The organism is Streptomyces sp. NPDC058796 (assembly GCF_042745235.1).
Lineage (GTDB): Bacteria > Actinomycetota > Actinomycetes > Streptomycetales > Streptomycetaceae > Streptomyces.
Genome location: NZ_JBHYOP010000017.1, coordinates 1 through 13,067, shown reverse-complemented (window position 1 = coordinate 13,067; position 13,067 = coordinate 1). Strand labels below are relative to the sequence as shown.

Annotated in this window: 1 protein-coding gene; it reads left to right on the top strand. The window is 74.0% G+C overall.

Annotated elements, in window-relative coordinates; genetic code table 11:
* Window positions 1–168: 168 nt before the first annotated feature.
* On the top strand, window positions 169–13,067 hold a 12,899-nt coding region (locus ACFW47_RS32160), incomplete at its 3' end, for an amino acid adenylation domain-containing protein (protein ID WP_386307911.1).

The window sequence follows — 13,067 nt, the reverse complement described above, 5'->3', positions numbered from 1 at the left end:
CTTCCTACCTGCGGTTATCCACCTGGATAACGATATTGACCATCTCGTCGCGACCTTGCTAGCGTCCCAGTTCGCCCTTAGTCGAATGCCATCCGGGCTACACCGTATTTGTTTTACCGCGCGCCACTGAGAGGCCGGGGGTTCCGGCAGAGGATTGTGAGGAGACAGGTGTCTGAGAAGTCTTCGGTCCGGCACGGTCTGACCAGCGCGCAGCACGAGGTGTGGCTCGCGCAGCAGCTGGATCCGCGCGGCACGCACTACAAGACGGGATCCTGCCTGGAGATCGACGGGCCGCTGGACCACGCGCTGCTGAGCGCGGCCCTGCGGCACACCGTGACCGAGACGGAGACGCTCTGCTCCCGCTTCCTCACCGACGAGGACGGCCACCCGTACCGCGCGTACTGCCCGCCCGCGCCGGAGGGTTCGGACGCCGTCGAGGGCCCGGACGGAGTGCCGTACACGCCCGTGCTGCTGCACCACATCGACCTCTCGGACCACGCGGACCCCGAGGGCGAGGCCCAGCGGTGGATGGAGCGGGACCGTGCGACGCCGGTGCCCCTGGACCGGCCCGGCCTCAGCAGCCACGCGCTGTTCACGCTCGGCGGCGGCCGGCACGTGTACTACCTGGGCGTCCACCACATCGTGATCGACGGCACCAGCATGGCGCTGTTCTACGAGCGGCTGGCCGAGGTGTACCGGGCGCTGCGGGACGGTCACGAGGTGCCCGCCCACTCCTTCGGGGACACGGACCGGATGGTCGCCGGTGAGGAGGCCTATCGCGGCTCGGCGCGGCACGAGCGGGACCGGGCCTACTGGACCGGCCTGTTCGCCGACCGTCCCGAGCCCGTCTCGCTCACCGGCCGGGCCGGCGCCCGGGCGCTGGCGCCGACGGTACGGAGCCTGACCCTCGGCCCGGAACGCACGGGCGTGCTCGGCCGGGCCGCCGAGGCGACCGGCGCGCACTGGGCGCGCGTGGTGATCGCCGGCGTGGGCGCCTTCGTGCACCGGATGACGGGCGCCCGGGACATCGTGGTGTCCGTGCCGGTCACCGGCCGCTACGGCGCGAACGCCCGGACGACGCCCGGCATGGTCTCCAACCGGCTGCCGCTGCGGCTGGCGGTGGACCCCGGCGACAGTTTCGCGCGGGTGGTCGAGAACGTGTCCGGGGCGATGAGTGGCCTGATGGCGCACAGCCGCTACCGCGGTGAGGACCTCGACCGGGAGCTGGGCGGCTCGGGGGTGTCGGGCCCCTCGGTCAACGTCATGCCGTACATCAGGCCGGTGGACTTCGGCGGTCCGGTCGGCCTGATGCGCAGCATCAGTTCGGGTCCGACGACCGACCTGACCATCGTGCTGTCCGGCACCCCCGAGACCGGCCTCCGCGTCGACTTCGAGGGCAACCCGCAGGTGTACGGCGTCCGGGACCTGGACTCGTTGCAGGAACGCTTCGTCCGGTTCCTGGCCGACCTGGCGGCCGACCCCGCCGCCAGTGTCGACGACGTCGCGCTGCTCACGCCTCACGAGCGGGACCTCGTTCTCGACGGATGGAACGACACCGCGCGCGAGGTGCCCGCCGCGACACTGCCCGAACTGCTCGCCGCGCGGGCCGCGCGCACCCCGGAGCACGAGGCCGTCGTCTACGAGGGCACCTCACTGACGTACGCCGAACTCGACGCCCGCGCCGAGCGGCTGGCCCGTGCGCTGGCCGCCCGGGGCGCGGGCCCGGAGCGCTTCGTCGCGGTCGCCGTGCCCCGGTCGACCGAGCTGGTCGTGGCGCTCCTCGCGGTGCTCAGAGCGGGCGCGGCGTACGTGCCCGTCGACCCCGGTTATCCGGCCGACCGCATCGCGCACATCCTGCGGGACGCGGGCGCGATGCTCGTCCTGACCACGCGGGAGGCCGAGGAGCGGCTGCCGCGGGACGGCACGCCCCGGCTGGTCCTCGACGGCCCGGCCGCCGTCCCGGAGCCCGCCGCGACCGCACCCGCGACGGCACCCGGCCCCGACCACCCGGCCTACGTCATCTACACCTCCGGGTCCACCGGGCGCCCCAAGGGCGTGGTCGTCTCCCACCGGGCGATCGTCAACCGCCTGGCCTGGATGCAGGACACCTACGGCCTGGAACCGTCAGACCGGGTGCTGCAGAAGACGCCCTCCGGCTTCGACGTGTCCGTGTGGGAGTTCTTCTGGCCCCTCGTCCAGGGCGCCACGCTGGTCGTGGCGCGGCCCGAGGGCCACCTGGACCCGGCCTACCTGGCCGACACCGTCCGACGTGCGGGCGTGACCACCCTGCACTTCGTGCCGTCGATGCTCGACGTGTTCCTGCGGGAGCCGTCCGCGGCCTCGCTCAGCGGACTGCGCCGGGTGTTCTGCAGCGGCGAGGCCCTCTCGGCGGAGCTGCGCGCCCGCTTCCGCTCCGTGTCGGACGTACCGCTGCACAACCTGTACGGGCCCACCGAGGCCGCCGTCGACGTGACGTACTGGCCGTGCGCCGAGGACACCGGCGACGGTCCGGTGCCGATCGGGCGCCCGGTGTGGAACACCCGGATGTACGTGCTCGACGCCGCACTGCGCCCGGTCCCGGCCGGTGTGCCCGGCGAGCTGTACATCGCCGGCGTGCAGCTCGCCCGCGGCTACCTGGGCCGTCCCGGACTGAGCGCCGAGCGCTTCACCGCCGACCCGCACGGAGTTCCCGGCAGCCGGATGTACCGCACCGGCGACCTCGCGCGCTGGAACCACGACGGCAGCCTCGACTACCTCGGCCGCGCCGACCACCAGGTGAAGCTGCGCGGCTTCCGCGTCGAACTCGGCGAGATCGAGGCGGCGCTGGTACGGCAGCCGGAGGTCGACCAGGCCGCCGTCATTCTGCGCGAGGACCGGCCGGGCGACCAGCGTCTCGTCGCCTACACCGTTCCCGCGCCCGGCTCGGAGGCGGACGCCGCCCCGCTCACCGCGCGCCTGCGCGAGCTGCTGCCCGGCTACATGGTGCCCGCCGCATTCGTCACCCTGCCCCGGTTGCCGGTCACCCCCAACGGCAAGCTCGACCGCCGGGCCCTGCCCGCACCCGCGCGCACCGAGCGGTCCGGCGGACGGGCCCCGCGCACGCCGGACGAGGAGCTGCTGCGGACGCTGTTCGCCGAGGTGCTGGGCGTCGACGAGGTCGGCGTGGACGACAACTTCTTCGAACTGGGCGGCCACTCGCTGCTCGCCACCCGGCTGATCAGCCGCATCCGCTCCACCGCCGGCGCGGAGGTGCCGATCCAGCGGGTCTTCGAGTCGCCGAGCGTGGCGGAGCTGGCCCCGGCGCTGGAGGAGACCGGGCGGGCCCGCGCGGCGGTCACCGCCCGTCCGCGCCCCGAGCGGCTGCCGCTGTCCTTCGCACAGCAGCGCCTGTGGTTCATCCACCAGTACGAGGGGCCCTCGCCGCTGTACAACATCCCGGCGGCGCTGCGCCTTTCCGGCCGGGTGGACGAGGCCGCGCTCTCGGAGGCCCTCGCGGACGTGGTGGCCCGGCACGAGAGCCTGCGCACGGTCTTCGCCGAGGACGCGCACGGCCCTCAGCAGGTGATCCTGGCTCCCGAACACGTCCCGTCCCGCCTGGAGACGCTGGACAGCGCCCCGGAGCGGCTGACCGACGACCTCGCGCGCACCGCGCGGCACTGCTTCGACCTCACGCGGGACGTGCCGCTGCGGGCCACGCTGCTGCGGGTCGCGCCCGAGGAGCACGTCCTGCTGCTCGTCCTGCACCACATCGCGGGCGACGGCTGGTCGCTGGCGCCCCTCGCCCGTGACCTCGGCACCGCCTACGCCGCCCGGTCGGCCGGCCGGGCCCCCGACTGGGCGCCGCTGCCGGTGCAGTACGCCGACTACACGCTCTGGCAGCGCGAACTGCTCGGCACGGGCGACGACGAGACGGGGAGCGAGGCCGGAGGTGAGGGCGGCGGCGAGGGCGCCCGGCAGCTCGCGCACTGGCGCGCGGCGCTCGACGGACTGCCGGAGCGGCTGGAACTGCCCACCGACCGGCCGCACCCCGTGCGCCGCGACAACTCCGGCGCCCGCCTCGACCTGACGGTGCCCGCCGGCCTGCACCGCTCGCTCGCCGCGCTGGCCGGTGAGGCCCGGACCAGCGTCTTCATGGTGCTCCAGGCCGCGCTCGCGGGGCTGCTGACACGGCTCGGCGCCGGCGAGGACGTACCGATCGGCTCGACCATCGCGGGCCGCACCGACGCGGCGGTGGAGAACCTGGTCGGCTTCTTCGTCAACACACTCGTGCTGCGCACCGACACCGGCGGCGACCCCACCTTCCGCGAACTGCTCGGCCGCGTCCGCGAGCGCGACCTGGCCGCCTACGCCCACCAGGACGTGCCCTTCGAGCGACTCGTGGAGGCGGTCAACCCGGACCGGGCCACCTCCCACCACCCGCTGTTCCAGGTGATGCTGACCTTCGACACCACCCAGCAGGACGCCTTGGGCGAGCTCGGCCGGCTGCCCGGGATCAGCACGTCGCTGCTGCCGGTGCACACCGGGCTGTCCCGGTTCGACCTCGTGTTCGCCTTCGACGAGCGGCGGGACGCGGAGGGCGGGCACGCCGGGCTGGACCTCGCGGTGGAGTTCAGCACCGAACTGTTCGACACCGGGACCGTCCGCACCCTCACCGAGCGGCTGCTTCGGCTGCTCACGGAGGTCGCCACCGACCCGGGCGTACGGCTCGGCGACGTCGACGTGCTCCTCCCCGGCGAACACCACGACCTCCTGCTGACGGCCAACCGGCCGGACGGCGCCCCCGCTTCCCCCTCGCCCGTCACCGCCACGCTGCCCGAGCTGTTCGAGCGGCAGGTTGCCCGGCACCCGGGCCGCACCGCGCTGACCTTCGAAGGCTCCTCGCTCTCCTACGCCGACCTCAACGCCCGGGCCAACCGCCTGGCCCGGCTGCTGACGGCGCGCGGCATCGGCCCCGACGCGCTGGTCGCCCTCGCCCTGCCCCGCTCGGCCGAGCTGGTCGTGGCACTGCTCGCGGTGGTCAAGTCGGGCGCCGCCTACGTCCCGCTGGACCCCGGCTACCCGGCCGACCGGCTCGCCCACGCGCTGTCCGACTCGGCGCCCGCCGCCCTGCTCACCGACCGCTCCACCGCCGACCGGCTGCCCGCCCACGAGGTGCCCCTCGTCGTCCTCGGCGACGGCCCGGCGCACCCGGACGGCGACGCGACGGACCCGTACCCCGCCACCGACCTCGCGCAGAGCGAGCGGATCAGGCCCCTCGACCCGAGGGACACCGCCTACGTCATCTACACCTCCGGCTCGACCGGCCGCCCCAAGGGTGTGGCCGTGCCGCACCGCAACGTCGTGCGGCTCTTCTCCGCCACCGAGCAGTGGTTCGGCTTCGACGAGCACGATGTGTGGACGCTGTTCCACTCGTACGCCTTCGACTTCTCGGTGTGGGAGCTGTGGGGTCCGCTGCTGCACGGCGGCCGGCTCGTCGTCGTCCCGCACGACGTCAGCCGGGACCCCGCCGCCTTCCTGTCCCTGCTCGCCCGCGAGCGGGTCACCGTCCTCAACCAGACGCCGTCCGCGTTCTACCAACTGGCCGCCGCAGACCGGGAGAGCCGCGACGAACTCGCCCTGCGCACGGTGGTGTTCGGCGGCGAGGCCCTGGACCTGTCCCGGCTGGCCGACTGGTACGAACGGCACGCCGAGGACGCGCCGGCCCTGGTCAACATGTACGGCATCACCGAGACCACCGTGCACGTCTCGCACTTCGCCCTGGACCGGGCCACCGCCGCGGCCGCGTCGGCGAGCACGATCGGCGTCAACATCCCCGACCTGCGCGTCTACGTCCTCGACGACCGGCTGCGCCCCACCGCGCCCGGCGTCACCGGCGAGATGTACGTGGCCGGCGCGGGACTGGCCCGCGGCTACCTGGGCCGCCCGGCGCTCACCGCGGACCGCTTCCCCGCCGACCCGTACGCCGCCCTGTTCGGCGAGCACGGCACCCGCATGTACCGCACCGGCGACCTGGCCAGGCGCCGCACCGACGGCAGCCTGGACTACCTGGGCCGCGCCGACCAGCAGGTGAAGATCCGCGGCTTCCGCATCGAGCCCGGCGAGATCGAGGCCGTGCTCGCCGCCCACCCCGCCGTCGACGACGTTGCCGTGGTGGCGCGGGAGGACGTCCAGGGCGACCCGCGGCTCGTCGCGTACGTGGTGACCGGCACCGGCACGACCGCCCGCGCACTGCACGACCACGCCGCCGGACACCTCCCCGACCACATGCTGCCGTCGGCGTTCGTCACACTGGACGTGCTCCCGCTGACGCCCAACGGCAAGCTCGACACCAAGGCGCTGCCCGCCCCCGCCCACGCGGGGCAGGTCACCGGACGCGCCCCGCGCGGGCCGCGCGAGGAGATCCTGTGCTCGCTGTTCGCCGAGGTCCTCGGGGTACCCCGGCTGACCGTGGACGACAGCTTCTTCGACCTCGGCGGCCACTCCCTGCTCGCGACCCGCCTGGCCTCCCGCATCCGCAGCACCCTGGGCGTCGAACTGTCCGTGCGCCGGCTGTTCGAGAGCCCGACCGTCGCCGGGCTCTCCGCCGCCCTCGACGGGGCCGAGCGGGCCGGGGCGGCGCTGACGGCCGGGGCGCGCCCGGAGCGGCTGCCCCTGTCCTACGCCCAGCAGCGGCTGTGGTTCCTGCACCAGCTCGAAGGCCCCTCCCCCACCTACAACATCACCGGTGCGCTGCGGCTGACGGGCGCCCTCGCCCCCCAGGCGCTGCGCGCGGCCTTCCAGGACGTCGTGGTACGCCACGAGAGCCTGCGGACCGTCTTCACGGAGGACGCGCGGGGCGCCCGGCAGACCGTCCTCGACGCCGCGTCCGTGCGCTTCGAACTGCCGGTCACCGACCTCACCGAGGACCTGCTCGGCCGCCGGCTCGAAGAGGCCGCCCGGCACTGCTTCGACCTGACGACCGACATCCCGGTGCGCGCGGAGCTGTTCCGGCTCGGCACGGACGAGCACGTGCTGCTGCTGATGGTCCACCACATCGCCGGTGACGGCTGGTCCCTCGGCCCGCTGGTCCGCGACCTGGCCGCGGCCTACACGGCCCGCGCGGCCGGTCACGCCCCCGACTGGGCGCCGCTGCCCGTGCAGTACGCGGACTTCACCCTGTGGCAGCGCGCCTCGCTCGGGGACGCCTCCGACGCCACCAGCCCCGCCGGCCGGCAGCTCGCGTACTGGAAGCAGGCCCTGGCCGGACTGCCCGACCGGCTCGAACTGCCCGCCGACCGGCCGCTGCCGGCCGTCGCCTCGCACCGCGGCGGCCGGGTCCCGCTGACCGTCCCCGCCGACCTGCACCGTGGCGCGGTGGCTCTGGCCAGGGAGTCCCGCACCAGCGTCTTCATGGTGCTCCAGGCGGCCCTGGCGGCCCTGCTGACCCGACTGGGCGCGGGTGACGACATCCCCCTGGGCACACCGGTGGCGGGCCGCGGCGACGACTCCGTGGACCAGGTCGTCGGCTTCTTCGTCAACACCCTGGTGCTGCGCACCGACACGAGCGGCGACCCCACCTTCCGGGAGCTCCTCGACCGGGTGCGGGACACCGACCTCAGCGCCTACGACCACCAGGACCTGCCCTTCGAGCACTTGGTGGACGTCCTCTCGCCGACCAGGTCGCTCTCCCACAACCCGCTCTTCCAGGTACTGCTGAGTCTGGACACCACCCAGCAGGACGCCCTGGCGGCGCTCGCCACCACCGGCCTCGGCGTGCGCCTGCTGGACGTGACCACCGGCGTCGCCAAGCTGGACCTCGCCCTGGAACTCGCCGAACACCGCGACGCCGAGGGCGCCCCCGCCGGACTGGTGGGCGCGGCCGAGTACAGCGCGGACCTGTTCGACGAGGGCACGGTCGCGCTGCTGGTCGAGCGGTTCCTGCGGCTCCTGGCCGCGCTGGTCGCCGATCCCGGCCGGCGCATCGGCGAGGTGGACGTGCTCAGCTCCCGGGAACTGGACCGCGTCCTGGTCGAGTGGAACGACACGCCCCGCAGCCCGGTGGACCGCACCTTCGCCGACTACGTCGCCGAGCACGCCGCCGACCGCCCGGACCACCTCGCCGTCGAGTCCGCGGACGGAACCCTGACCTACGGTGAACTGAACGAGCGTGCCAACCGGCTGGCCCGCCGCTTCCTCGAACTGGGCGCCGGCCCCGAGAGGTTCGTGGCGGTCGCCCTGCCCCGCTCGGCAGACCTGGTCGTCTCGGCACTCGCCGCCTTCAAGGCGGGCGCGGCCTACCTTCCCGTCGATCCGGCCTACCCCGCCGAGCGCATCACCCACCTCGTGCGGGACGCGTCGCCCACCCTCGTCGTCACCACGTCCGCCCTGGCCGCCGGACTCCCGGACACGGGGACGCCCGTCCTCCTGCTCGACGGCGCCGGGACCGCCTCGGCCCTCGCCGCGCTCCCGGGCCACGACGTCACCGACGCCGACCGGCCGGCCCCGCTGCGCCCCGAGCACCCCGCGTACATGATCTACACCTCGGGTACGACGGGCCGCCCCAAGGGCGTCGTCGTCACCCACACCGGCCTGCCCGGCCTCGTGGACATCTTCACCCGCGACTGCGCGGCGGGCCCGGGCAGCAAGGTGCTCCAGCATCTCTCGCCGAGCTTCGACGCCTCGTTCTGGGAGCTGGCGATGGGGCTGCTCACCGGCGCCGCCCTGGTCGTGGCGCCGCAGGAGACCACGCCGGGACCGGAGCTGGCCGAGCTGGCGACCCGGCACGCGGCGACCCACCTGAGCCTGACGACCTCCGTCCTCGGACTGCTGCCCGAGGGGTCGCTGCCCGAGGGCCTGACCCTCGTCGTGGGCGCCGAGGCGATCCCGCCCGAGCTGGTGGAACGCTGGTCGCCGGGCCGCACGATGCTCAACTCCTACGGTCCCACCGAGACCACGGTCTGCTCCACCATGAGCGGGCCGCTGTCCGGCCCCCTCACCCCGCCCATCGGCTCCCCCGTCACCAACAGCGCCGTCTACGTGCTGGACGCGGCCCTGCGCCCGGTTGCGCCCGGTGTGCCCGGGGAGCTGTACGCCGCCGGACCGCACCTGGCCCGCGGCTACCACGCCCGCCCCGGCCTGACTTCCGAGCGGTTCGTGGCCAATCCCTTCGGCGCCCCCGGCACCCGGCTCTACCGCACCGGCGACCTGGTGCGCTGGCTGCCGGACGGCGAACTGGAGTACCTGGGCCGCGTCGACACCCAGGTCAAGATCCGCGGCCTGCGGATCGAGCCCACCGAGATCGAGGCGGTCATCACCGAGCGCCCGCACCTGGCGCGGGCGGCCGTGATCGTACGGGAGGACCGGCCCGGCGACCGGCGGCTCGTGGCCTACGTCGTGCCCGAGACCGGCCGCACGGTGGACACCGCCGCGCTCCGCGCCGAACTGCGCGAGACCCTGCCGGACCACATGATCCCGACGGCGTTCGTCGTGCTGGCCGCGCTGCCGCTGACGATCAACGGCAAGCTGGACCGCAACGCGCTGCCCGCCCCCGACTACTCGGCCCGCACCTCGGGCCGGGCCGCCCGCGACCCGCGCGAGCGGCTGCTGGTCGAGCTGTTCGGCGAGATCCTCGGCGTGGAGTCGGCCGGCGTCGACGACGGCTTCTTCGACCTGGGCGGGGACAGCATCCTCTCCATCCAGCTCGTCGGCCGCGCCCGAGCGGCGGGCCTGGTCCTGTCCGTGCGGGACGTCTTCGAGCACCAGACGCCCGCGCTGCTGGCCCGGTCGGCCGCCGAAGGGACCGGCCCGGACCACTCCGCACCGGACACGGACGTCCCCGCGTACGGCCCGACGCCCCGCACCCCGATGATGGGCTGGTTCGCGGACCTCGGCTCCGACATGGCGGAGTTCAACCAGTCACTGGTCCTGCGCGTGCCCGCGGCTCTCGACTTCGACCGGCTCGGCACCGCCCTGCGGGCCGTGCTGGACCGTCACGACGCGCTGCGCATGCGGGTGGCCGACGACTGGACGATCGAGGTTCCGGAGCCGGGCTCCGTGACACCGGCCGACTGCCTGGTCCGCTTCGACGCCGTAGGCCTCGACGAGTCCGCCGTGCGCTCGGCGGTCACCGAGCAGGCGCGGGCGGCCCGGGCCCGTCTGGCTCCGGCGGACGGCCGCATGCTCCAGGCGGTCTGGCTCGACCGGGGCACCGCCCAGGACGGTCTGCTCGTCCTGGTCGCCAACCACCTGGTCATGGACGGCGTCACCTGGCGCATCCTCATCCCGGACCTGGCGGCCGCCTACGCCGGCGACACCCTCGCGCCCGTGGGCACACCATGGCGCCGGTGGGCGCTGGCCCTCACCGACCTCGCCGGGCAGCCGCGGACCGAGGAGGAGCTGGAACACTGGCGTTCGGTACTCGGCGACACCCCGCGCGCCCTGCGCGTGGACCCCGCGCGGGACACCCACGCGACCGCGGGCGAGATCACCGCCGAACTCGACGCGGACACCACCGAGGCCCTGCTCACCTGGGTCCCCGGTGTCTGCCGCGCGACCATCAACGACGTGCTCCTGAGCACCTTCGCCCTGGCCGTCGCCCAGTGGCGGCACGGCCGCTCCGAGCACCCGGCCGCACCCGTCGTCGTCGACCTGGAGAGCCACGGCCGGCACGAGGAGGCGGTGCCGGGCGCCGAACTCAGCCGCACCGCGGGGTGGTTCACGTCGATGTACCCGGTCCGGCTGACCCCGCCGGCCGCCTCCGGCGACGTGTCGGCGATCCGGACGCTGAAGGCCGTCAAGGAGCAGCTGCGCGCCGTGCCTGGCGACGGCGTCGGTTACGGCCTGCTGCGCCACCTCAACCCTCGCACCCGGGACGTCCTCGCCGCGCTTCCCGTCCCCGAGTTCGGCTTCAACTACCTCGGCCAGATCGGCCAGGAGGGCACCGACGAGGCTCCCTGGACCATCGAGGGCGGCGACGTCGCCGGCATCGACGGTGCCATGCCGCTGGCCCACCCCGTGGACGTGAACGCCGTCGCCCGGGAAACCGCCGACGGCACCCGGCTGCGTGCCCGCTGGACCTACTCCCGCACCGTGCTGGAGACCGAGGACACCCAGCGGCTGGCCGACGCCTGGTTCCGGATGCTGCGCCGCCTCGTCGAGGAGGCCCGGCAGCCCGGCGCCGGCGGCCTCACCCCCTCCGACATCGCGCACCCGACGCTCGGCCAGGACGAGATCGAGCACTTGGAGAGCGACCTCCCCGGCCTTCAGGACGTCCTGCCCCTCGCCCCCCTCCAGGAGGGCTTCCTCTTCCTCAACCTGTACGACGAGCACGCCCGCGACGTCTACGTCGGCCAGCTCGCCTTCGACCTGGAGGGCACCTTCGACGGCGCCCGGATGCGCGCGGCGGCCCACGCCTTGCTGCGCCGGCACGCCAACCTGCGGGCCGGGTTCCGGCAGACCGGGTCCGGCGCGTGGGTGCAGGTGGTGCCCGCCGACGTCGACCCGGACTGGCGGGAGTACGACCTGACCGACCGCGCCGAGAACGAGCGGGACACGGAGGCCGCGCGTCTGGCCGCCGACGACCGGGAACGCCGGTTCGACCTCACCAGCCCGCCCCTGATGCGCTTCACCGCGATCCGGCTCTCCGCCGACCGCGTCCGGCTGGTGATGACCAACCACCACATCCTGCTCGACGGCTGGTCCATGCCCCTGCTCTGGCAGGAACTGACCGAGCTGTACGTCTCCGGCGGCGACCCCGTGAGTCTGCCCCGGGTCCGCCCGTACCGCGAGTACCTGGCCTGGCTCGACGCCCGCGACCGGGAGGCCGCCCGGACCGCCTGGCAGGAGTCCCTGTCCGGCCTCGACGAGGCCACCCTCCTCGCCCCGGGCGCCGGCCCGGCCGAGGCGGCGCCGCTGAGCGTCCCCTTCGGACTGGACCGCGACGCCACGGCCACCCTCTCCGCCTGGGCGCGGAGCCAGGGGGTGACCATGAACACCGTGGTGCAAGGCGCCTGGGCACTCGCCCTCGCCCAGGCGACCGGCCGCGACGACGTCGTCTTCGGCGCCACCGTCTCCGGCCGCCCACCCGAGCTGCCCGGCGTCGAATCGATGATCGGGCTCTTCATCAACACCCTGCCCGTCCGCGCCCGCCTCGACCACGCCGAACCCCTGGGCGACCTCTTCCGCCGCCTCCAGGCCGAACAGGCCCGCCTCCTGGACCACCAGTGGGCCGGACTCGCCGACATCCAGCGCTGGGCCGGACACGGCGAACTCTTCGACACCGCCATGGTCTTCCAGAACTACCCGGTGAGCGCCGACACGACGAGCCGCCAGCTCGACGGGCTGCGGGTGGCCGGTTACGACGCGGTCGAGAGCACGGACTTCGCCGTCAACCTCGTGGCCCACACCCGCGACGACGCCCTGCGGCTGCGCCTCGACCACCGCGCGGACACCTGCCCCGGCGACCTCGTCCGCTCGCTGGCGGACCGGATGCTGCGGGTTCTGGAGGCCCTGGTCACCGACTCCGACATCCCCGTGGCCCGCCTGGACACCCTCGACCCGGCCGAGCGGGAGCGGGTCCTGGTGGAATGGAACGGGCCCCGCACCGAACTCCCCGGCACACCACTGCACGAACTGATCACCGAGCAGGCCCACCAGACACCGGACGCGACCGCCGTGGTGTGCGAGGACGCCTCCCTCACCTACGCCGAGCTGGACGCCCGCGCCAACCAGCTCGCCCGGCACCTGCTGGAACAAGGCCTGGGAGCCGAGGACTTCGTCGCGATCGCACTGCCGAAATCACTCGACGCGATCACCAGCATGCTCGCCGTCCTCAAGACCGGCGCCGCCTACCTGCCCATCGACCCGGACTACCCCGCCGAGCGCATCAACTACATCCTCGACGACGCACGACCGGCCCTCACCCTCACCGAGCCAGTGAACCCCGCAGACTACGAGAACCGACATGACGGGCCTCTGACGAATGCGGATCGCCGTAGCCCGTGGTCACCACGCCACGCCGCCTACATGATCTACACCTCCGGCTCCACCGGCCGCCCCAAAGGCGTCATCATCGAACACCACGCCCTGGC